This window comes from Curtobacterium sp. Leaf183, assembly GCF_001424385.1.
Lineage (GTDB): Bacteria > Actinomycetota > Actinomycetes > Actinomycetales > Microbacteriaceae > Curtobacterium.
Window position 1 is genome coordinate 330,747 of sequence record NZ_LMPO01000008.1, and the last position, 21,280, is coordinate 352,026.

Below are 21,280 nucleotides of genomic sequence, written 5' to 3' on the forward strand. Positions count from 1 at the left end.
CCGGGGACCCCGTCGAGACGCTCGGATATGGTGAGCACGTGGACATCAAGATCGGCATCATCAACAGCCCGCGCGAGATCGCCTTCGAGACGAAGCAGACCGCAGACGAGATCGAGAAGGCCGTCTCGGACGCGCTCTCCTCCGGTGCGACGCACCTCACGCTGCAGGACGACAAGGGCCGCAAGTTCATCGTCCCCTCGGTGTCACTCGCCTACGTCGAGTTCGGCGCCGAAGAGGCCCGTCGCATCGGCTTCGTCGCGTAGCTCCCCGTGGAGCTCCTCTTCGCCGTCCTCGGCGGCATCATCTGTGGCGCGGTCGCGCACGTGGTCCTGCCGTGGCGGTCGACGCGCGGACAGCTGCTCGGCCCGGCCGTCGGTGGCATCTCCGCCGCGGTGCTCTGGGAGCTCCTGACCTGGCTGGGGTGGCCGTACGACGGCACCTGGATCTGGGTCGTCGCCCTGCTCGGTTCGGGCGCGGTCGCGCTCGCCGTCGCGTGGCTGCTCGGACGACGGCGGACCGCACACGACGATGCGTATTACGAGGCCGCCAAGAACCGCGGCAGCCGGACCGTCTGAGTCGGAAGACCGACACGAACTCGATCTGGCGGCCGTCAGGCGGTCAGACCGAGCGCGTCCATGCGGCGGGTGTGGGCCGCGATCAGCTCGGTCCACACCGGCTCGAGCCGTGACTGGTCCTCGCGCGCATGCGACGCCAGCGCCGAGCGGGCGACCAGCAGCGTGTCGCCGACGAGCCGCCGGCCCCACATCGCCAGACGTGACGACACGAGGGGTTCCTCGTCGATCCGGGCGCTGAGTTCCTCGACCACAGCCGCTTCTTCGCGCGGGTCGAACACGGTCTTCAGGCGCTGCTGTACGTCGCTCGGGAGCGAGCGCAGCAGGTTGGCGAACAGGTCGTTGAGGATGCCCGCCGTCACGTAGCCGGTCAGCATCGACTCGTACCAGTCCGCACCACTGGTGCGCTCGACGAACCGGTCGATGGCCTGACGGTGCGGCGCCATCAGCTCGGCCGGGTCTGCGCCGGTGCGTTCGATCTCGGCCACGATCGACCGGTGCCGTTCGAGGGCGGTCGTCGCCAGCACGCCCGTGACGAGCCGTCCGGACAGCGTCGGCGCTCCGGCACCGGCACGGCCCATCGTCTCGTAGAGCGAGAGCTGCAGGTAGGCCGCTTGGCCCAGGTACACGTCGAGCTCGGGACTGACGTCGTCGAGCTGCAGACGCTCGGTCTGGGTGGCGCTCTTCGGGTTCCGCGACGCGAGCCACTGGGCTGCGAGCTGCGCCGCGCGCTTCCGGTTCCACCACGACACCACGCGACCAGCATAGGGGCCGCGACCGGCACCTCCCCGCACCCCGGTAGACTGGCACGGACTCCCCGATAGGACAGGGTGACCTTTTTGACTTTCTCAGACCTCAACATCGAGCAGGACATCGTCGATGCACTGGCCGGCAAGGGCATCATCGAGCCCTTCCCGATCCAGGAGCAGACGATCCCGCTCGCCCTCACCGGCCAGGACATCATCGGCCAGGCCAAGACGGGCACCGGCAAGACCTTCGGGTTCGGCCTCCCCCTGATCCAGCGCCTCGGCGCCGACCCCGCGCACGGCGTGAAGGCCCTCGTGGTCGTCCCGACCCGTGAACTCGCGGTCCAGGTGACCGAGGACCTCGAAGTGGCGACCTCGAACCGCCCCACCACGATCGTCTCGATCTACGGCGGCAAGGCGTACGAGGGCCAGATCGAGCAGCTCAAGGCCGGCGCGCAGATCGTCGTCGGCACCCCCGGGCGCCTGATCGACCTGCAGCGCCAGCGACTGCTCGACCTCTCCCACGTGCAGGAAGTCGTCCTCGACGAGGCCGACCGCATGCTCGACCTGGGGTTCCTGTCGGACATCGAGCGGATCTTCCAGGCCGTGCCGGACGTGCGCCACACCATGCTCTTCTCGGCGACCATGCCCGCGCCGATCGTCGCGCTCGCCCGTCGCTTCATGAGCCGGCCGGTCCACATCCGCGCGACGGACCCGGACGAAGGCCTCATGCAGGCCAACATCAAGCACCTCATCTACCGCGCGCACTCGCTCGACAAGGACGAGGTCATCGCGCGCATCCTGCAGGCCGAGGGCCGCGGCAAGACCGTGATCTTCACCCGCACCAAGCGTGCCGCGGCGAAGCTCGTCGAAGAGCTGAAGGACCGCGGGTTCAACGCCGCAGCGGTCCACGGCGACCTCAACCAGGAGCAGCGCGAGCGTGCGATGGCGGCGTTCAAGGCCGGCAAGCGCGACGTGCTCATCGCCACCGACGTCGCAGCGCGCGGCATCGACGTGGACGACGTCACCCACGTGATCAACCACACGATCCCGGACGACCCGGACACGTACCTGCACCGTGCCGGACGCACCGGTCGCGCGGGCAAGACCGGCATCGCGGTCACGTTCGTCGACTGGGACGACCTGCACAAGTGGACGCTGATCGACAAGGCCCTCGAGTTCGGCATCCCCGAGCCCGTCGAGACCTACTCGTCGTCGCCGCACCTGTTCGAGGAGCTCGACATCCCCCAGGGCACGAAGGGCCGCCTGCCCGGCTCCTCGTCGCACGCCGCCACCGCGGGCACGACGGAGCGCGCCGTGTCCCGCCCGCCGCGTCAGCCGCGCGAGCAGGGCACGTCCGAGCGGTCGAGTGACGCACCGCGTCGCCGCACCCGGAGCGCAGGCGCGGATCGGCCCGCGGCCTCGGCCACCGACTCCGCGCCCCCGGTCGACAGCACGGGTCCGGACAGCTCCGACGGCGACGGTTCCGCACCGAAGCGTCGCCGCCGCCGCCGCCGTCGCGGAGCCGGCTCGGGGGACGAGGCGACCGCCTCGGCACCGCAGCAGACCTCGGACGGCGAGTAGCGCCTCCTGGCAGGACACGACGAAGGCCCGTCGCTCACGCGACGGGCCTTCGTCGTCCGGTCTGCTGCCGCGCCGGTCAGGACAGGCGCGAACCGGGGCCGACCACCGGGTCCGCTCCGGTGGCCTGCGTGACGATCGCGTCGAAGGACCGACGCGCCGTCCGGTGTTCCCCGAGTCGGTTCGGCTTGCCGGTGCCGTGGTAGTCGCTCGAACCCGTGACGAACAGCCCGTAGCGGTCCGCCCACTCGAGCAACGTGCGCTTGCCGTGCGCGAGGTTCTCCCGGTGGTCGACCTCGAGGCCCCCGAGCCCCGCGTCCACGAGTTCGCGCAGTGCGGGCTCGTCGATGACGATGCCTCGCGAGCTGGCGGCCGGGTGGGCGATCACGGGGACGCCACCCGCACCACGGATGAGTTCGACGCCCCGGAGCGGTGACGGCGCCTCGTGCGGTTCGTAGTAGCCCGATGCCGGGTGCAGGATCCCGCGGAACGCGGCGCTGCGGTCGGACTCGAGGCCGCGTGCCACCAGCGCGTCGGCGATGTGCGGCCGGCCGATCGTGGCACCGGGACGGGCCTGTGCCAGGACGTCGTCCCACGTGATCGGGTGGTCCTGCCCGATGCGGTCGACCATCCGACGCGCGCGTGCGAGGCGCCCGTCGCGGATGCGTCCGGTCTCGGCGACCAGGCCCGGGTCGTCGGGGTCGACCAGGTACCCGAGGACGTGGACGCTGCGGTACCCGACGCGGGTGCTCAGCTCGAGGCCGGGGACCAGGGTGAGCGGGAGCCCACGGACGGCGTCGATCGCGTCGGACCAGCCCGACGTGGTGTCGTGGTCGGTGAGGGCCACGCCGTCGAGCCCGGCCGCCGCCGCCGCGCGGACGAGCGCGGCAGGGGGCTCGGTGCCGTCGGAGACACTCGAGTGCGTGTGCAAGTCGATGAACGGGTCGGGCACCACGCAATCGTATCCACAGGTGTGGGACCGCACAGGACGTCGATCCGGTGCGGTGCGATGATGGGGGCATGGCCGACACCACTCCCCGCGCGACGAGCAACCGCTCCACCACTCCCGGCTCCTCGACCTTCAAGGACTTCATCGGGTCCCAGTGGGCCGAGCGTGACCGCCCGATCCCCGCGGCGCGCGAGCAGGCGCCGTTCGCTGCCGAGCGCCGCGCCGCGCTCTCGGCGCTGCACACCGGACGCACCATCGTCGTGCCGGCGGGCACCGCCAAGGTGCGCTCGAACGACTGCGACTACCCGTTCCGCCCGCACTCCGCGTTCGCGCACCTGACCGGCTGGGGCACCGACACGGTCGTCGGCTCCGTGCTCGTCATGACGCCGGCCGGCGACGGTCACGACGCCACCCTGTACTTCCGGGCGACCGCCGGGCGCGACTCCGAGGAGTTCTACGCCAACCCCGAGATCGGCGAGTTCTGGGTCGGCCCACGTCCGTCCCTCGACGAGGTGTCCGCCGACCTGGGGCTCGCGACGGCCGACCTCGGCGAGCTCGACAGTGTGCTCGACGGGGTCGATGCCTCGGTGCTGGTCGTACGCGACGCCGACAGTGACCTGACGCGGTCGCTCGACGAGCGCCTCGGCTCCCCGGTCGGCGGGGCCGCTGCCACCGACGACTCCCCCGCGTCGGACGACGTCCTGGCGCGCGACCTGTCCGAACTCCGGCTGGTCAAGGACCCGTACGAGGTCAACGAGCTCCGCAAGGCGGTCGAGGCCACCGGGCACGGCTTCGACGACGTGATCGCCGACTTCGACGCCGTGCTCGCGCACCCCCGCGGTGAGCGCATCGTCGAGGGCACCTTCAACCGCCGCGCACGCGCCGACGGCAACACCGTGGGCTACGACACGATCGCCGCCTCGGGCCACCACGCCTGCATCCTGCACTGGACCCGCAATGACGGGGCCGTGCAGCCGGGCGACCTGATCCTCATCGACGCCGGGGTCGAGGTCGACTCGTTCTACACGGCCGACATCACCCGCACGCTGCCGGTCAGCGGCACCTTCACCGACGTGCAGCGCATGGTCTACGACGCGGTGCTCGAAGCCGCCGACGCCGCGTTCGCGATCGTCAAGCCGGGCATCACCTTCCGCCAGGTCCACGCCACGGCGATGCAGGTCATCGCCCGCAAGACCGCCGAGTGGGGCTTTCTGCCCGTCTCCGCCGACGAGTCCCTGCAGCCGGACAACCAGTTCCACCGCCGGTACATGGTGCACGGCACCAGCCACCACCTCGGGCTCGACGTGCACGACTGCGCCAAGGCCCGTCGCGAGCTGTACATCGACGGGGTCGTCGAAGCCGGCATGGTGTTCACGATCGAACCCGGCCTGTACTTCCAGCAGGACGACCTCACCGTGCCCGAGGAGTTCCGCGGCATCGGTGTCCGCATCGAGGACGACATCCTGGTGACCGCCGACGGCGCCGAGAACCTGTCCGTCGGCATCCCCCGGACCCCCTCGGAAGTGGAGGGGTGGATCGCCCGCACCGGACGCTAGCCTGAGCGGGTGAGCACACCCGACGCCCCGCAGCACACGGACCCGCGCAACATCGTCATCGACGTCGAGCACTTCGACTCGCCCGATGCGATGCGGCTCCGGGCTGCGCAGCGGATCGAGATCGACAGCACCTACGGCGGCGACACCGAACCAGGCGAGAAGCCCACGGCCGAGTCGATCGCGGTGTTCTTCGTCGCGCGCGACCAGGACGGCACGCCGCTTGGCTGCGGCGGGCTGCGCATCGTCGAGGACGGCATCACCGAGATCAAGCGGATGTACGTGCGGCGGGAGTCGCGGGGTGCCGGGGTCGCAACGGAGATCCTGCGGCGTCTCGAAGAGGCAGCGCTCGACCTGGGTTCACCGGCGCTCGTCCTCGAGACCGGTCCGGCGCAGACCCGTGCGATCGGGTTCTACGAACGCGAGGGCTTCACGCGCATCGCGAACTTCGGGCCCTACGTGGGTGCCCCGCTGTCCGCCTGCTACTCCAAGGTGCTCTAGCCCGCGAGGGGTTGACCGCCCGCCGCCGCCCACTCGGGCGCACGAGGTTCCAGAATTCTGGCATCTCGAGACCGCGGACAGGCTACTCGCGCGACCCCGACGGCCCTGAGCGGCGCGTCGCGGAACCTCGCGCGTCGGTGAGGCAGCGCCCCACCGAGACACACGCACCGGGGCCCGGGACACCGGGACACCGGGTCACCAGCCCACCGGGTCAGCGGGACTCGGCGTCCCCGTCCCGTCGCTGCTCGTCACGTGCAGGATCGGACGAGCCAGACCCGTCGGACGACGACGCGGGAGCCGCCGGGTTCGCACCCGACACACGCTCGCCGTACTGCGGCGGCTGGTCGGCGCGCGGAGCAACCGGACCGGACGGCTGCGCCGGTCCCGCAGGTCGCTGCGACGGCGCCGGCTGACCCGGCTGCGCGGACTCTCCGTAGCGGGGCCCGTCGTTCGTGCCGTACCGGGGGCCGTCGTTGGTGCCGTACCGGGGCTGCGAACCCGGACCCGACTGACCGCTCTGGCCGGAGCCCGCGGGCTGGTTGTGCGGGGTCGACTGCCCGCCGTAGGGCGAGCCCTGCGCCTGACCGGACGGACCGGGGCCCGGCCGCCACGGCTGCTGCTGCTGTCCCTGGAACGGGGCCTGCTGCTGCCCGGGGTTCCACGCGGCGTGCGGGGTCGCGCCGGACTGGCCGAGGATCCGCTGCGCCTGCCCGACGAGCTGCGGGTCGACGATGATCTGGTAGTTCGTGGCGAGCACCTGGTGCACGCTCGTGAAGTCCCGCTGGCGCTTCGTGATGGCGAACGAGACGATGCCGTACAGCATGCCGAACGCGGCACCGATGATCGCCGCGGCCAGGATCAGTCCGCCGGCGGTCGGCGAGAACAGGGTCAGCACGATGCCGAAGAAGATGCCGAGCCACAGCCCGGACAGCGCGCCGGCGATGGCGGCCCGACCGTAGGTCATCTTGCCGGTGACCCGCTCGACCGTCTTGAGGTCGTTGCCGACGATGGAGAGCTTGTTGACCGGGAAGTCGGACTCGGCGAGCTTGGCGACGACCGCCTGGGCTCCCGGGTAGCTGTCGAAGGTGCCGAGGACGTCGCCGCGGGGCAGCGTGGGGAAGACCTGCGCCGTACGACCGCGGAAGGGGCTCTGAGTGCTCACACAGTCATCATCCACCGTTCCCCTTGCAATCGTTCGAGAGCCGCCAGGGAACCGACCGGACGACCGGCTACGCTTGCCGTGTGAGCGCCTCGAAGGTATTCGTCGCCCGCCTGGCCGGGTGCTCCGTCTTCGACCCCGCTGGCGATCGCGTCGGCAGGGTCCGGGACGTCCTGGTCGTCTACCGGCGGGTCGATCCCCCGCACGTCGTGGGGCTGATCGTCGAGGTCCCCGGCAAGCGGCGCATCTTCGTCAGCATCGGTCGGATCACCTCGATCGGCGCCGGACAGGTCATCACGACCGGCCTGGTCAACATGCGGCGCTTCGAGCAGCGCGGCGGCGAGGTCCGGGTCATCGCGGAGATGCTCGGGCGCAAGGTGCTCATCACGAAGGACCGCATCCGCGCCACGATCGAGGACATCGCGATCGAGGACCGCGGGCAGGGCGACTGGGAAGTCGCACAGCTCTTCCTCCGCAAGCCCAAGACCACGCCGTCGCCGTTCGGCAAGGGCCCGACCACCTTCGCCACCTGGAACGAGGTGACCGAGGACGAGCTGCCGGGCGAGTCGCAGTCGGCCGAGCACGTCATCGCCGCGTACTCGGACCTGGTGCCAGCCGACCTGGCCTCGACGCTGCTCGACCTGCCGGTGGAACGCCGGCTCGAGGTCGCCGAGGAACTCCCGGACGACCGGCTCGCCGACGTGCTCGAGGAGATGCCCGACCAGGAGCGGGTCGAGATCCTCTCGTCGCTCGAGGACGCCCGTGCCGCCGACGTCCTCGACCAGATGCAGCCAGACGACGCCGCCGACCTGCTCGCCGAGCTCTCCGACGAACGGAGCGAAGCCCTCCTGCAGCTCATGGAGCCGGAAGAGGCGCAGGACGTCCGCATGCTGCTCGAGTACGAGCCGGACACGGCCGGTGGTCTGATGACGACCGAGCCGGTGATCGTCTCCGCCGACGCCACGGTGGCCGAGGGGCTCGCCCTCATCCGACGGCACGAGCTCGCTCCCGCCCTCGGTGCGAGTGTCTGCGTCACACTGCCGCCGTACGAACCGCCCACCGGCCGCTTCCTGGGCCTCGTACACTTCCAGCGCATGCTGCGGTACCCGCCGAACGAACGCCTCGGCACGCTCATCGACCAGCAGACCGAACCGGTCCGCGTCGACGCCAGCGCCGCCGAGGTCACGCGCGTGATGGCCACCTACAACCTCGTGTCCGTGCCCGTGGTCGACGACGCCCACCGTCTGGTCGGGGTGGTGACGATCGACGACGTGCTCGACCACGTCCTCCCCGATGACTGGCGAAGTCGCGGGGACGACGACGCAGCACGCCCCCGCACCCGCGCTCGCAGGACCCCCGTGACGACGGGCAGGAGGACCACTCGTGGCACGAACGGATGAGAACACCCGGCTCGACTCGCCGAAGGGCATGCGGACGAGCGTGCTGCCGACCCGCCGACGCAAGGGCAGCGGCGACGCGTTCGGTCGGGCCACCGAAGGCATTGCGCGTGCCATGGGAACGCCCTGGTTCCTGATCGGCCTGACCCTGTTCTGCGTGGTGTGGATGGGGTGGAACACGCTCTCCCCGAAGGCCTGGCAGTTCGACTCCGCCGCCATCGGCTTCACCGCCCTGACGCTCGTGCTGTCCCTGCAGGCCTCGTACGCGGCGCCGCTGATCCTCCTCGCGCAGAACCGGCAGGACGACCGCGACCGCGTGCAGTTCGAACAGGACCGACAGCGCGCGGAGCGGAACCTGGCCGACACCGAGTACCTGGCCCGCGAGGTCGTCGCCCTGCGTCTGGCGATGCGCGACATGGCGTCGAAGGACTTCATCCGCGCCGAACTCCGGTCGCTGCTCGAGGAGCTCGATCGACGCGACGCGATCGACGAGGGCGAACCGGGACGCACGGCGGACGTCCGTGGCTGACGCCACGGTTCCGCAGGACGACCAGCAGCTCGGTGCCGCCGTGTTCGCTGCGCTCGGACGTGTCATCGACCCCGAGATCCGTCGGCCCGTCACGGAGCTCGACATGATCCGTGGTGTCGACGTCGGTCCGGGAGGCTCGGTGCGGGTCGACCTGCAGCTCACGATCGTCGGGTGCCCGGCCGCCGACACGATCGAGCGGGACGTGCGAGCGGCCGCCGGTGGCGTCGCCGGGGTGGTCGACGTGGACGTCGACGTGTCCGTGATGGCGCCGGAGGTCCGCCGGGCGCTGACCGAGCGACTGCGCGACGGTCGGCCCCAGGGCGTGCAGTTCACCCCCGACTCGCTCACGCGCGTGATCGCGGTGACGAGCGGCAAGGGCGGCGTCGGCAAGTCGACGGTCACCGTGAACCTGGCCGTCGCACTCGCCCGCCGCGGCCAGCGGGTCGGCATCGTGGACGTCGACGTCCACGGGTTCAGCGTCCCCGGGTTGATGGGCCTGACCGACCGACACGGCGTCGCGCCCCGCCCGACCCGGGTCGACCAGATGATCCTGCCGCCCGTCGCCCACGACGTGAAGGTCGTCTCGATCGGCATGTTCGTCGACGACGTCTCCACCGCGGTCTCCTGGCGCGGACCGATGCTGCACCGCACCGTCAACCAGTTCCTGTCCGACGTGTGGTTCGGCGACCTCGACGTGCTGCTGCTCGACATGCCGCCGGGCACCGGTGACGTCGCGATCTCGGTCGGGCAGCTGCTCCCCCACGCCGAGGTCCTGGTCGTCACCACTCCGCAGGCGGCTGCGGCCGACGTCGCGGAGCGCAGCGGCATCGTCGCCCGGCAGACGGGTCAGCGGGTCATCGGCGTGGTCGAGAACATGTCCGGGCTCGTCCAGCCGGACGGCTCGGTGCTCCACCTGTTCGGCGAGGGCGGCGGCGACGAGACCGCACGACGGCTCTCCCGCGGGCAGGACTCCCCCGTCCCCGTGCTCGGCCGGGTACCGCTCTCAGTACCGCTCCGTCAGGGGGGCGACACCGGCGTGCCCGTGGTCCTCGGCGATCCGTCGGACCCCGCGTCCCTGGCGCTGCTCGACATCGCGGACGGACTGTCGGCGATGGGCCGGGGCCTGGCCGGACGGAAGCTCGGGCTCTCCCCTCGCTAGCCCTCCGGTTCCGTCCGGTCGACGCTCCCTGTACGTCTCCTCATGGTCGTGATCGCCATGTCGCGCAATTATGCAAGGGCATTGCACAATGCTCCTGCGGAATCAGGCGCAGGAGTTCCACCCTCCCGGCAACGGAGCCGGGCGAGGAACAGGAGAACCGCGTGGACAGGAACACCAGGATCCGGCTCGGGGCCATCGGCGCCGTCGCGGCAGCGATCATCGGGGGGACGATCGCCGCAGCACCGGTCGCGGCACAGGCCGCATCGACGTGTGCCACCGCATGGTCGTCCGGCACCGCCTACAACGGCGGGGCCACGGCCAGCGAGAACGGCACGAACTACACCGCCAACTGGTGGACGCAGGGTGACGACCCCGCGACGCACTCCGGCGCGACCGGCAGTGGCCAGCCCTGGACGGCAGCCGGCTCCTGCACCGGCGGCGGGACCGGCGGCAGCACCGGCGGCGGGACCGGCGGCGGGACGACGACCCCGGGGAACGGCAGCACCGGCACCGCGAGCGGGTTGGTCTTCAGCCCGTACAAGGACGTCACGGTGAACCTCGACTGGAACACGAGCGTCATGAACACCGCGGTCACCGGCACCCGGATCCCGGTCGTCGGGTCGAGCAACAGCCTGGTCTCGACGCGCGAGCCCGGACTCAAGGCCATCACGCTCGCCTTCGCGACCGGCACCTGCGGCAGCGAGAACTGGGGCGGGGTCGCCGCCGATGCCTTCGCCAGTGCCAACATCCCGAAGCTCGACGCAGCCGGGGTGAACTACATCGTCAGCACGGGTGGAGCAGCCGGTCAGTTCACGTGCTCCGGCACCGCGCTGCAGAGCTTCATCGCCCGCTACGCCAGCCCGCACATGATCGGCGTCGACTTCGACATCGAGAGCGGACAGTCCGCTGCCGACGTGCAGAACCTGGTCAACGCAGCCGCACTGGCGCAGGCGAAGTACCCGGGACTGCGCTTCTCGTTCACGCTGGCGACCCTCGCCGCCTCCGACGGCAGCTTCGGCGGGCTGAACAGCACCGGTGACGCCACGGTGAAGGCGATCAAGGCCTCGAGCCTGACGAACTACACCGTCAACCTCATGACGATGGACTTCGGCCGGGCCACCACCGCGAACTGCGTGCTGTCCGGCTCGACGTGCCAGATGGGCCAGTCCACGATCCAGGCCGTGACGAACCTGCAGCACACCTACGGGACGCCGGCATCGAAGATCGAGGTCACGCCGATGCTCGGCGTGAACGACGCCTCGGACGAGGTCTTCACGCTCGCCGACGCGGACACCGTGTCGTCGTACGCGAAGACGCACGGCCTGGCCGGGGTGCACATGTGGTCGCTCGACCGCGACACACCCTGCGCCAGCCCGACCAGCACCGCGTCGGCCACGTGCAACTCGGTCTCCGGCACGGCTGCCCTGGCCTGGACCGACCGGTTCCTGGCCGACCTGCGGTAGTCGCCGCCCCGTGACGGACGGGCGCGCCCCGCTCAGCGGCAACGCGAAGCGTTGCGCGGGGCGCGCCGACCGAGCCTGCGNTCGTCAGGTGGTCACGTGACGAGCGTCAGGTCGACTCGCCGTCGAATGGCGCGGCTTCGCCTGCGGCCAACGGCACGACCGGTGCCGGAGCGCGGACCTTGGTCGCCGACACCTGCGGAGTGGCCGCGTCGGCGGTGCTGGTCCCGGTCGCCGAGTCGATGAGCGCATCGCGGATGATGCGGCGCGGGTCGTACTGACGCGGGTCGAGCTTCTGCCAGTCGACCTCGTCGAAGTCGGGACCCATCTCGTCCCGCATGCGGTCCTTGGCGGTGTCGGCGAACCGACGCACCGCCTTGACGAACTCCGCCAACTTCTGTGCGTACATCGGCAGGCGCTGCGGACCGAGCAGCAGCACCGCGATGATCCCGATGATCAGGATCTTGTTGAAGTCGATGGACACGCACCGAGCGTAACGCCTCAGGCCGCGCGCTCACCTAGAGTTGTGGACCGAGGAGTGTGCGTGTCAGAGAAAGAGTCGAACTGGAAGTTCGCGGAGGACATCGTCTCCGAGTCCGAGGTGATCTCCCGCGCGCGTGAGCACTCGCTCGAGCTCGGCGTCGAGGCGATCTCGCCCGCGATCGGCGCGCAGATCGGTGTGGTCGCCGCAGCGTCGCGAGCCACGGCGATCATCGAGATCGGGACCGGTCTGGGTGTCTCCGGGCTGTACCTGCTCGGCGGCGCCCCCGACGCCACGCTCACCACGATCGACGTCGAGGTGGACCACCAGCAGTACGCCCGTGACGCCTACATCGCCGCCGGCACCGCTCCTGCACGCGTCCGGCTGATCCCGGGTCGGGCCAACCAGGTGCTCCCCCGCATGAACGAGGCGTCCTACGACGTGGTCCTGGTCGACGCGGACCCCGAGCACGTCATCGAGTACGTCGAGCACGGTCTGCGCCTGGCGCGACTGGGCGGGACCGTCCTGGTGCCGCACGCACTCTGGCGGGGCCGCGTCGCGGACCCGGTCAAGCGTGACCGGGCGACGACCGACTTCCGGTTGCTGCTGACCGAGGTGTCGACCTCGGGTGCCGTCATCAGTGCGCTGTCGCCGGCCGGGGACGGGCTGCTGCAGATGACGAAGGTCACCGCGTAGCGCGTCCGCACTCGCCAGCGTGCTCTGGTGCGGTCGTCACGGTCCTCCGCGTTCGTCGTCCAGGTGCCGCAGGTACCGCTCGGGCGAGGCCAGGAACGACCGCTGGTGCCGCACCAGGTCCAGGTCGGACCAGGCGCTGCGCCGCAGACCCCACTCGCCGACCTCGTGGATCGTCGCACCCGGGAAGGCCGCCAACACGGGCGAATGCGTCGAGAGCAGCACCTGCCCGAGGCCGTCGTCCACGATCGACTGCAGCAGGCCGATCAACGCCAGGCAGCCCTGGAACGACAGCGCCGACTCGGGCTCGTCGAGCACCCAGAGTCCCGGCCACTCGGAGCGGTCGATCACGAAGTCGAGGAACGACTCCCCATGGCTGCGCTCGTGGAACACCGGCTCGGGTCGATGACCGGGGTGTTGCTCGAGGTACGTGAAGAACCCGTGCATGGTCTCCGCCCGGAGGAAGAACCCGCTCTTCGGCGCACCCGGTTCGCGGTGCAGCGCGAGGTGCTCCCACAGCGACGACTCACTGGGACGGGTACTGTGCCCGGAGTTCGTCGACCCGCCCTCGGGACCCATGCCGAAGGCCAGGGCCACCGCCTCGACCAGGGTCGACTTGCCCGCGCCGTTCTCGCCCACCAGCACCGTGACGGGGTCGAGGTCGAGGCCGTGGTCGAGCAGCTGCCGGACCGGGGCGAGCGTGGCCGGCCAGACGTCGCGCCGCATCGGGTCGGCGTGGTGCTCCTCGACGCGGCGGACGGGACGACGGGAGCGGGGCACGGGGACCATCTTGCCGAGGACGCACGACACAGGGCCCGGGACGACGTGTCCCGGGCCCTGTGCGTGGTGCGTGGTGCGTGTTGGTGGTGCTTCGACGTCCTAGGCCGAGACGACCTCGGCCAGTGCGTCGTGGAGTTCCTTGGCCTCGGCGTCGTTGACCGAGACCACCAGGCGGCCTCCACCTTCGAGCGGAACCCGCACGATGATGAGTCGACCCTCCTTGACAGCCTCCATCGGCCCGTCACCGGTCCTCGGCTTCATTGCTGCCATCAGATGTCCCCTTTCGCGCAGTACATGCGACGCCATTATCCCGTACGGAGGGGCGAACTGCGAAACCGCCCAGGTTGGGGGGTCCTGATCGGGACGTTCTCGCGGCTCGGATTCCTACGCTGTGCGTGTGCCGATCATCCCCTCCAAGCGACGTCCGAACCCGGTGGACCCGGCTGTCGATGCCGTCCCGGCCGGTCTGCGCATCGGGGCGGCCTTCTCGTGGCGCATCCTGATCGTCGTCGCGGCACTGGCCCTCGTCGTCGCGCTCGTCGTGCTCCTGCAGGACATCGTGGTGCCGTTCCTCATCGCGCTGCTGCTCTGCGCGCTGCTCGCCCCGATGTCCGCGTTCCTGCAGCGCCACCGGTGGCCGAAGTGGCTCGCGGTGTTGTCGAGCCTGGTCGTCGTCGTGCTCGTGATCGGCACGCTGGCCCTCATCGTGACCGCGCAGATCCGCTACGACCTGCCGTCGCTGGAGCACCGCCTGCACAAGACGGTGCTGTCGCTGCAGGCACTGCTCGACAGCGAGCCGTTCGGCATCACGATCAAGGACGTGAACCACTGGGTGTCCACGGGCTCCGCCTACCTGCAGTCCCACGCGTCGTCCATCGCGTCCGGGTTCCAAGAGGCCGGCAGCGGCGCCGTGCACGCCCTCGAGGGCCTGTTCATCGTGGTGTTCACCACCATCTTCGTGCTGATCGACGGGCGACGGATCTGGGGCTGGGTCGTGCGGCTGTTCCCCCGTCGGGCGCGGCCCCGCATCGAGGCCGCCGGTGACGCCGGGTGGCACACCCTGACGAGCTTCATCCGCGTGCAGCTCGTGGTCGCGGTCACGGACGCGCTCGGTGTCGTGATCGGTGCGCTCATCCTGCAGGTCCCGCTGGCCATCCCGATCGGTGTGATCGTGTTCCTCGGCGCCTTCGTCCCCGTCGTCGGCGCCATCGTGGCCGGGTCGGTCGCAGTGGTCATCGCACTCGTGTTCAACGGCTGGGTCGCCGCGCTGTTCATGCTGGGGGTCGTCGTCCTGGTCCAGCAGCTCGAGAGCCACGTCCTGCACCCGTTCCTGACCGGCACGGCCGTCAAGGTGCACCCGCTCGGCGTCGTGCTCGGCGTGACGGCGGGGACGACGATCGCCGGCGTCGTCGGGGCCTTCTTCGCGGTGCCGTTCATCGCCACCGTCAACGCGATGGTCACGGCGGCCGCAGCGTGGCGGCCGGACGACGCGGTGGCGGCGAGCGGCTCGGGGTCAGCGCCCGCCGACCCCGATCACGGTGGGGTCCAGTCGTAGCCGTCGACCCACCAGCAGTAGTACAGCCACACCCACTGCAGCACGACGCACAGCACCACGACGACCACGCGGTACAGCCGTGACCGTGGGAGTGCCACGATGCCGAGCAGCGGGGCGATCGGCAGCAGGATGCGCCACGTGCTCGACTGCGGGAAGAACACGGCGAGCAGGTACACGAGGTAGGCGACCGACCACAGCCGGAGCTCCAGGTTGATCCGCCGTGCCGCGGGCATCGCGACGAAGAACGCGAAACCGACCAGCACGACCACGAGCAGCACGGTGCCGGCGGGCTGCCGGAACCACCAGCCGAAGCCCTGGACCCACGGGGCGAACGGCACGAGGTCCTTCCACCCGATGTAGGACGACCGCCACGCGAGCTCGGTGTCGGTGTACGCGCGCGGCACGCCGGTCATCGCCCACGCGATGGCCGGCCACGCCAGCCCGACCACTCCCGACACCACGGCGACCACGGCGGGCGGGACCAGCTGACGGAGCGTCGGTGCGGCGGGTTCCCGAACCCACGCCGGGCGCACGACCCAGACCCCGACGAACAGCACCATGAGCAGCGCGAACGCGAGCCCGGTCGGTCGGGTCATCCCGAGCAGCAGCACGACGGGCAGCATCGTCCAGAAGCGTCGCTGGACGAGCAGCAGCAGCGCGACGAGGAGCAGGAAGAGCCCCATCGCCTCGGCGTAGGCGACCTGGAACATGACCGACACGGGTGCGACGCAGAACAGCACGGTGGCGAAGGTGGCCCGTGCCGGGTCGAGGAAGCGGCCCATCAGCCGGCGGAACACCAGTGCAGCGCCCCAGCCGGTCAGCAGCGACACCGAGACCGCGACGAGCTCGAAGGACCCGCCCGTCAGCAGCATGAGCCCCCGGACCAGGAACGGGTAGGCGGGCATGAACGCCCACGCGTTCTCGGTGACGTGTCCGGCAGCGTCGATCGGCAGCGTCGACGGGTACCCGGACGTCGCGATCACGCGGTACCAGGCACCGTCCCAGATCGAGGCGAAGGACAGGTACTTCGGGTGTTGCAGGGTGAAGGAGTTCGCGGCCTGGATGCTCGCGAACCCCATGAGCAGCGCGCCGGTGACGATCCGGGCGAGCACGTAGACCACCGTGATGCGCAGCCACCACGGCACGACCCGGTACCGCGCCCGCCACCACACCGTCCGGGGGTGCGGACGGTGCACGGGCACCGCGCCGGTCCTCAGGCCGTCAGCCACCGACGCAGACCGTCCTCGACCGCGGTGATCTGCGCTACGGGGACCTGCTCGTCGTCGTGGTGCGCGAACACCGGCTCACCGGGGCCGTAGTTCACCGCGGGCACCCCGAGCGCCGAGAACCGGGCGACGTCGGTCCAGCCGTACTTCGGGCGTGGCTCGGGACCACCGACGGCGGCGACGAAGTCCTGCGCGAGCGGGGCGTCGAGCCCGGGGCGCGCGCCGGCGGCCAGGTCGACGATGTCCACCTGGTAGCCGTCGAACAGCTCGCGGATGTGCGCCACGGCCTCCTCAGCGGAGCGCGAGGGGGCGAACCGGTAGTTGACGTGGACCATGACCTCGTCGGGGATGATGTTGCCCGCGATGCCGCCGGTGACGCCGACGGCGTTCAGACCCTCGCGGTACTCGAGCCCGTCGACCTCGACCGTGCGGGGCTCGTACGCCGCCAGGGTGGCCAGGATCGGCGCGGCCTTGTGGATCGCGTTGTCGCCGATCCAGCTGCGGGCACTGTGCGAGCGCTTGCCGTACGCGCGGATCTCAGCGCGGAGGTTGCCGTTGCAGCCGCCCTCGATCTGCGCACCCGAGGGCTCTCCGAGGATCGCGAAGTCGCCGACGAGCAGCTCGGGGCGCGTGCGGGCCAGGCGGCCGAGGCCGTTCAGCGCGTCGGAGACCTCTTCGTGGTCGTACCAGACCCAGGTCACGTCCACACTCGGCGATGTCAGGTCGTAGGCCAGCTTGAGCTGCACGGCGCAGCCCGCCTTCATGTCGACGGTCCCGCGGCCCCACAGGATCTCGGTGCCGTCGTCGGCGGTGCGGAACTCGGTGGGCAGGTTGTGGTTCAACGGCACGGTGTCGATGTGCCCGGCGATGACGACCCGTCGGTCCCGTCCCAGGTTCGTCCGCGCCACGATCGCGTCGCCGTCGCGGATCACCTCGAGGTGTGCGAGCGGCGCCAGTGTCGCCTCGATCGCGTCGGCGAGCGCCTGCTCGTTGCCGGACACCGACTCGATGTCGCAGATGGCACGGGTGATGTCGATGGACGAGGCGGTGAGGTCGAGCTGCTCCGGCATGCGGTCACTGTATCGGCAGCCCCTGGCGACCGGCTGCTCCGACCGGGAGGCTCGGGTCACGCGGGCAGCGCCCGTCCAGCCGGACGGGTGGCCGGGTCCACCCCCTCGCTACCCTGGTGCGGTGACCGACACGACCGCAGCCTCCGCCCACCCGCGCTCCGCCTGGGGCCACGGACTGGCGACCGTCGCCGCCGACGGCACCGAGCTCGACACCTGGTTCCCCGAGACCCACCTCGGGGCGCTCCCCGCCGACGCCGTGTTCCCGCTCGCGCTGCAGGACCACATCGGTCCGGACGAACGCCGGAACGTCCGCATCGAGGCGGTGACCGTCGAGATCGACCTCGACGCCGCCCCCGCGAGCACCCCGGATGCGTACCTGCGCCTGCACCTCCTCAGCCACCTGCGGGTGCAGCCGAACACGATCAACCTCGACGGCGTCTTCGGGCACCTGCCGATCGTCGCGTGGACGAACGCCGGTCCGGTGCTGCCCGCCGACCTGACGCGGCTGCGGCCGTCGCTCCAGCGCGCCGGCATCGCCGTGCACGCCATCGACAAGTTCCCGCGCCTGCTCGACTACGTGACGCCCGACCGGGTCCGCATCGCGGACGCGAACCGGGTCCGGCTCGGGGCGCACCTGGCGCCGGGCACCACGGTCATGCACGAGGGCTTCGTGAACTTCAACGCGGGCACCCTCGGCGACGCGATGATCGAGGGCCGTGTCTCGCAGGGCGTCGTCGTCGGGAACGGCACGGACGTCGGGGGCGGCGCGTCGATCATGGGCACGCTGTCCGGCGGCGGCACGCACCGGGTGTCCCTCGGCGAACGCGCCCTGCTCGGCGCGAACGCGGGCCTCGGCATCTCACTCGGCGACGACTCGGTGGTCGAGGCTGGTCTCTACGTGACGGCCAGCACGAAGGTCGTCTTGGTCGGCGCGGCCCCGAACCCGGACGGCACTCCCAAGACGATCAAGGCCGCCGAGCTGTCCGGCACGCCGAACGTGCTGTTCCGCCGCAACAGCCTGACCGGTGCGGTCGAGGCGCTGCAGCGCCGCGGCGAGGGCATCCAGCTGAACACGGCGCTGCACGCCTGACCGCGCCGCTCGGGTCTGGCGAGGTCGCGCAGACTGTCGCTCGGCAGCCCCGGCGGCGACGCTTCGTGACCTCTCGGCGGACCTGAGCGGCGCGTTGCGCGACCTCGGGCATCCTCCGCAAGCGGAGCCGACCGACTGGAGGCCCGGTGCCGGTCTCACGGACCGGCACCGGGCCTCCTGGGCGTGGCGGGGTGCGACGCGTCAGCGTCCGGGCAGGTCCCGCTTCGGCGCGCCCACGTACAGCTGCTGGGGGCGACCGATCTTGTTGAGCGGGTCGTTGTTGAGTTCGCGCCACTGAGCGATCCAGCCGGGCAGGCGCCCGATCGCGAACAGCACCGTGAACATGCGGGGCGGGAAGCCCATCGCCTTGTAGATGATGCCGGTGTAGAAGTCGACGTTCGGGTACAGCTTGCGGTCGATGAAGTACTGGTCCGACAGCGCGATCTGCTCCAGCTCCTTCGCGATGTCGAGCAGGTCGTCCTGCACGCCGAGGGACTCGAGGACCTCGTCCGCGCTCTCCTTGACGAGCTTGGCGCGCGGGTCGTAGTTCTTGTAGACGCGGTGCCCGAAGCCCATGAGCTTGACGCCGCGCTCCTTGTTCTTCACGCGCTCGACGAAGCGCTGCACGGGCTCGCCGGAGTCCTTGATCTGCTGGAGCATCTCGAGGACGGCCTCGTTCGCACCGCCGTGCAGCGGGCCGTACAGGGCGTTGATGCCGGCGGAGATCGACGCGAACATGTTCGCCTTGGTCGAGCCCACCAGACGGACCGTGGCGGTCGAGGCGTTCTGCTCGTGGTCCTCGTGCAGGATGAGCAGGCGCTCGAGCGCCCGGGACAGCACGGGGTTCGGCTGGTAGGTCTCGGCCATGGTGCCGAAGTTCAGGCGCAGGAAGTTGTCGACGAACGACAGCGAGTTGTCCGGGTACAGGAACGCCTGGCCGATCGCCTTCTTGTGCGCGTAGGCGGCGATGACCGGGAGCTTGGCGAGCAGCCGGACCGTCTGCAGCTCGACCTTCTCGGGGTCGTCGACGTCCATGTCGTCCTCGTAGTACGTGGACAGGGCGCTCACCGCGCTGGACAGCACCGACATCGGGTGCGCCGAGTGCGGCAGCGCGTCGAACAGGCGGCGGAGGTCCTCGTGCAGCAGCGTGTGGCGGCGGATCCGCGCGTCGAAGCCCTCGAGCTCCGCCGCGGAGGGCAGCTCACCGTAGATGAGCAGCCAGGCGACCTCGAGGAAGGTGCAGTTCGACGCGATCTGGTCGATCGGGTACCCGCGGTAGCGCAGGATCCCCTGGTCGCCGTCGATGTACGTGATCGCGCTCTTGGTCGAGCCGGTGTTCACGAAGCCGTAGTCGAGGGTGTTCATCCCCGTCTGCTTCTTGAAGGTCGAGATGTCCACCGTGGACGCGCCGTCGACGCTCGGCAGGATCGGGAACTCCGCCTGGCCGCCCGGGAACGTCAGCGTCGCGGTCTCGGTCGCGTCAGCGGCGGGACTCACGGGGACGGGCGTCGTTGGCGGTGTGGCCGTCTTCTGAGCATCGTTGGCAGTGTCAGTCACACCGGACAGCCTAATCGTGCGCTCTGTCGCTCGTGCACACCCGGGCGGTGGGAACTTGGTGGGACTCGCCACTGGCGGACGCCCCGTCGAGCAGGCGGTTCAGTCGCCGGCGAGCCGACGGCCGCTCGTCAGGCGCTGTGCGGCGGCGGCGATCCGCTCGTCGGTGGCCGTCAGCGCGACCCGCACGTGCTGGCCGCCGGCCGCGCCGTAGAAGGTCCCCGGGGCCACGAGGATGCCCCGGTCCGCCAGCCACGCGACGGTGTCGAGCGCCGGTTCGCCGCGGGTCGCCCAGAGGTACAACCCGGCTTCGCTGTGGTCGACGCGGAAGCCGGCGCCCTCGAGCGCGCGACGGAGCATGCCGCGTCGGGCACGGTACCTGGCCTTCTGCTGTTGGACGTGCGCGGTGTCGGCGAGGGCGACCACCATCGCCTGCTGCACCGGCAGCGGCGGCATCATGCCGGTGTGCTTGCGGACGGCCAGCACGTCGGCCAGGACCGCGGCGTCACCGGCGACGAACGCGGCGCGGTACCCGGCCAGGTTCGACTGCTTGGAGAGGGAGTACACGCTGAGGACCCCGTCGACCGAGTCCCCCACCACGCGGGCGTCGAGGATGGTCGGCGTCGGCTGGGTGTCGTAGGGCGGTTCCCAGCCGAGTTCGGCGTAGCACTCGTCGCCGACGATGACGGCCCCGAGTTCGCGCGCACGGGCCACGGCGAGCCGGAGTTCCTCGATGGACAGGACGCGACCGTCGGGGTTGCCCGGGGAGTTCAGCCACACGAGCTTCGTGCCGACCGGCCACGCGGCGGGGTCGTCCGACGCCAGGGCGGTGGCACCGACGAGCGCAGCACCGAGCTCGTAGGTCGGGTACGCGGCGGCCGGGAACACGACGGTGTCACCGCGGCCGATGCCGAGCCACAGCGCCAAGCCCGCGATGAACTCCTTCGAGCCGATCGTCGGCAGCGTCTGCTCCTCGGTCAGCGTGACGCCGTGACGGCGGCCGTACCAGTCGGCGATCGCCTGACGCAGCGCCGGGGTCCCCGCCACCTGCGGGTAGGCGTGCGCGTCGGTGGCCTCGGCGAGGGCCGTGCGCACCACGGCGGGGGTCGGGTCGACCGGGGAACCGACGCTCAGGTCGACGATGCCGCCCTCGTGTCCGGCGGCGCGCGTCTTGTAGGGGACGAGCTGGTCCCAGGGGAAGTCGGGGAGGTCGAGCGCCACGGGA

The 21,280-nt window shown here is 70.8% G+C and carries 22 protein-coding genes; 12 read left to right on the forward strand and 10 right to left on the reverse strand.

Annotated features, from left to right (window positions below; genetic code table 11):
- Positions 1 to 38 precede the first annotated feature (38 nt).
- Together ASG04_RS07880 and ASG04_RS07885 are read left to right on the forward strand one after the other, a co-directional pair.
- Positions 39 to 263, forward strand: coding sequence for a DUF3107 domain-containing protein (locus ASG04_RS07880; protein WP_056122168.1), 225 nt, complete (start codon positions 39 to 41; stop codon positions 261 to 263).
- Positions 264 to 269: 6 nt separating this feature from the next.
- A complete protein-coding gene (locus ASG04_RS07885) occupies positions 270 to 575 on the forward strand; it encodes a hypothetical protein (protein ID WP_056122171.1) in 306 nt (101 codons plus the stop codon).
- Positions 576 to 610: 35 nt separating this feature from the next.
- Here ASG04_RS07885 and ASG04_RS07890 read toward each other — a convergent pair whose 3' ends face one another.
- The gene (locus tag ASG04_RS07890) at positions 611 to 1,327 is read right to left on the reverse strand and encodes a ferritin-like fold-containing protein (protein WP_235515479.1); all 717 of its coding nucleotides are present in this window, start codon (positions 1,325 to 1,327) and stop codon (positions 611 to 613) included.
- Between the two features lie 84 nt (positions 1,328 to 1,411).
- Between ASG04_RS07890 and ASG04_RS07895 the strand changes: the two genes are divergently transcribed.
- Complete coding sequence (locus tag ASG04_RS07895; RefSeq protein ID WP_056122174.1) at positions 1,412 to 2,902, forward strand: DEAD/DEAH box helicase; 1,491 nt, start codon at positions 1,412 to 1,414, stop codon at positions 2,900 to 2,902.
- A gap of 76 nt (positions 2,903 to 2,978) precedes the next feature.
- Here the strand turns inward: ASG04_RS07895 and ASG04_RS07900 are convergent, their stop codons facing one another.
- A complete protein-coding gene (locus tag ASG04_RS07900; protein WP_056123822.1) occupies positions 2,979 to 3,851 on the reverse strand; it encodes a PHP domain-containing protein in 873 nt (290 codons plus the stop codon).
- 68 nt (positions 3,852 to 3,919) lie between these two features.
- Here ASG04_RS07900 and ASG04_RS07905 point away from each other — a divergent pair, with 68 nt between their 5' ends.
- Together ASG04_RS07905 and ASG04_RS07910 are read left to right on the forward strand one after the other, a co-directional pair.
- A complete protein-coding gene (locus ASG04_RS07905) occupies positions 3,920 to 5,404 on the forward strand; it encodes an aminopeptidase P family protein (protein WP_056122177.1) in 1,485 nt (494 codons plus the stop codon).
- 9 nt (positions 5,405 to 5,413) lie between these two features.
- A complete protein-coding gene (locus ASG04_RS07910; RefSeq protein WP_321164483.1) occupies positions 5,414 to 5,902 on the forward strand; it encodes a GNAT family N-acetyltransferase in 489 nt (162 codons plus the stop codon).
- Positions 5,903 to 6,113: 211 nt separating this feature from the next.
- Here the strand turns inward: ASG04_RS07910 and ASG04_RS07915 are convergent, their stop codons facing one another.
- Complete coding sequence (locus ASG04_RS07915) at positions 6,114 to 7,064, reverse strand: general stress protein (protein ID WP_056122180.1); 951 nt, start codon at positions 7,062 to 7,064, stop codon at positions 6,114 to 6,116.
- An 80-nt stretch (positions 7,065 to 7,144) separates the two neighbouring features.
- On the opposite strand from ASG04_RS07915, the gene ASG04_RS07920 reads away from it, so the two are divergent.
- The 4 genes from ASG04_RS07920 to ASG04_RS18020 all read left to right on the forward strand — a co-directional run bounded on the left by ASG04_RS07920 (position 7,145) and on the right by ASG04_RS18020 (position 11,609).
- Positions 7,145 to 8,461 (forward strand): magnesium transporter MgtE N-terminal domain-containing protein, encoded by a 1,317-nt coding sequence (locus tag ASG04_RS07920; RefSeq protein WP_056122183.1) that lies wholly within the window; start codon positions 7,145 to 7,147, stop codon positions 8,459 to 8,461.
- Between the two features lie 28 nt (positions 8,462 to 8,489).
- Positions 8,490 to 8,987, forward strand: a complete 498-nt coding sequence (locus ASG04_RS07925; protein ID WP_414835826.1) for a DUF1003 domain-containing protein — start codon at positions 8,490 to 8,492, stop codon at positions 8,985 to 8,987.
- A complete protein-coding gene (locus ASG04_RS07930; protein ID WP_056122190.1) occupies positions 8,980 to 10,146 on the forward strand; it encodes an Mrp/NBP35 family ATP-binding protein in 1,167 nt (388 codons plus the stop codon). The genes ASG04_RS07925 and ASG04_RS07930 overlap by 8 nt, the downstream gene beginning before the upstream one ends.
- A gap of 161 nt (positions 10,147 to 10,307) precedes the next feature.
- Positions 10,308 to 11,609, forward strand: coding sequence for a carbohydrate-binding protein (locus tag ASG04_RS18020; protein ID WP_200938426.1), 1,302 nt, complete (start codon positions 10,308 to 10,310; stop codon positions 11,607 to 11,609).
- A 106-nt stretch (positions 11,610 to 11,715) separates the two neighbouring features.
- Here the strand turns inward: ASG04_RS18020 and ASG04_RS07940 are convergent, their stop codons facing one another.
- Complete coding sequence (locus tag ASG04_RS07940) at positions 11,716 to 12,090, reverse strand: twin-arginine translocase TatA/TatE family subunit (RefSeq protein ID WP_056122195.1); 375 nt, start codon at positions 12,088 to 12,090, stop codon at positions 11,716 to 11,718.
- A 60-nt stretch (positions 12,091 to 12,150) separates the two neighbouring features.
- Between ASG04_RS07940 and ASG04_RS07945 the strand changes: the two genes are divergently transcribed.
- A complete protein-coding gene (locus ASG04_RS07945; RefSeq protein ID WP_056123827.1) occupies positions 12,151 to 12,783 on the forward strand; it encodes an O-methyltransferase in 633 nt (210 codons plus the stop codon).
- Between the two features lie 36 nt (positions 12,784 to 12,819).
- Here ASG04_RS07945 and ASG04_RS07950 read toward each other — a convergent pair whose 3' ends face one another.
- Complete coding sequence (locus ASG04_RS07950) at positions 12,820 to 13,569, reverse strand: AAA family ATPase (RefSeq protein ID WP_056123829.1); 750 nt, start codon at positions 13,567 to 13,569, stop codon at positions 12,820 to 12,822.
- Between the two features lie 90 nt (positions 13,570 to 13,659).
- Positions 13,660 to 13,830, reverse strand: coding sequence for a DUF3117 domain-containing protein (locus ASG04_RS17075; protein ID WP_017887054.1), 171 nt, complete (start codon positions 13,828 to 13,830; stop codon positions 13,660 to 13,662).
- Between the two features lie 127 nt (positions 13,831 to 13,957).
- Here ASG04_RS17075 and ASG04_RS07955 point away from each other — a divergent pair, with 127 nt between their 5' ends.
- Entirely contained in the window at positions 13,958 to 15,115 is a 1,158-nt protein-coding gene (locus tag ASG04_RS07955; RefSeq protein WP_162241702.1) for an AI-2E family transporter, read from the forward strand.
- Here ASG04_RS07955 and ASG04_RS07960 read toward each other — a convergent pair.
- The gene (locus ASG04_RS07960) at positions 15,094 to 16,344 is read right to left on the reverse strand and encodes a hypothetical protein (protein ID WP_235515480.1); all 1,251 of its coding nucleotides are present in this window, start codon (positions 16,342 to 16,344) and stop codon (positions 15,094 to 15,096) included. The genes ASG04_RS07955 and ASG04_RS07960 overlap by 22 nt on opposite strands.
- A complete protein-coding gene (gene dapE, locus ASG04_RS07965; RefSeq protein WP_056122200.1) occupies positions 16,329 to 17,411 on the reverse strand; it encodes a succinyl-diaminopimelate desuccinylase in 1,083 nt (360 codons plus the stop codon). The genes ASG04_RS07960 and dapE overlap by 16 nt, the downstream gene beginning before the upstream one ends.
- A 121-nt stretch (positions 17,412 to 17,532) precedes the next feature.
- Between dapE and dapD the strand changes: the two genes are divergently transcribed.
- Positions 17,533 to 18,501 (forward strand): 2,3,4,5-tetrahydropyridine-2,6-dicarboxylate N-succinyltransferase, encoded by a 969-nt coding sequence (dapD, locus tag ASG04_RS07970; protein WP_056122203.1) that lies wholly within the window; start codon positions 17,533 to 17,535, stop codon positions 18,499 to 18,501.
- Positions 18,502 to 18,702: 201 nt separating this feature from the next.
- On the opposite strand, the gene ASG04_RS07975 is transcribed toward dapD, so the two are convergent.
- On the reverse strand, positions 18,703 to 19,998 hold the full coding sequence (locus tag ASG04_RS07975) for a citrate synthase (RefSeq protein ID WP_082517890.1): 1,296 nt from the start codon (positions 19,996 to 19,998) through the stop codon (positions 18,703 to 18,705).
- Positions 19,999 to 20,157: 159 nt separating this feature from the next.
- Positions 20,158 to 21,276: a succinyldiaminopimelate transaminase gene (gene dapC, locus ASG04_RS07980; protein ID WP_056122206.1), complete on the reverse strand. Its 1,119-nt coding sequence runs from the start codon at positions 21,274 to 21,276 to the stop codon at positions 20,158 to 20,160.
- Positions 21,277 to 21,280 lie beyond the last annotated feature (4 nt).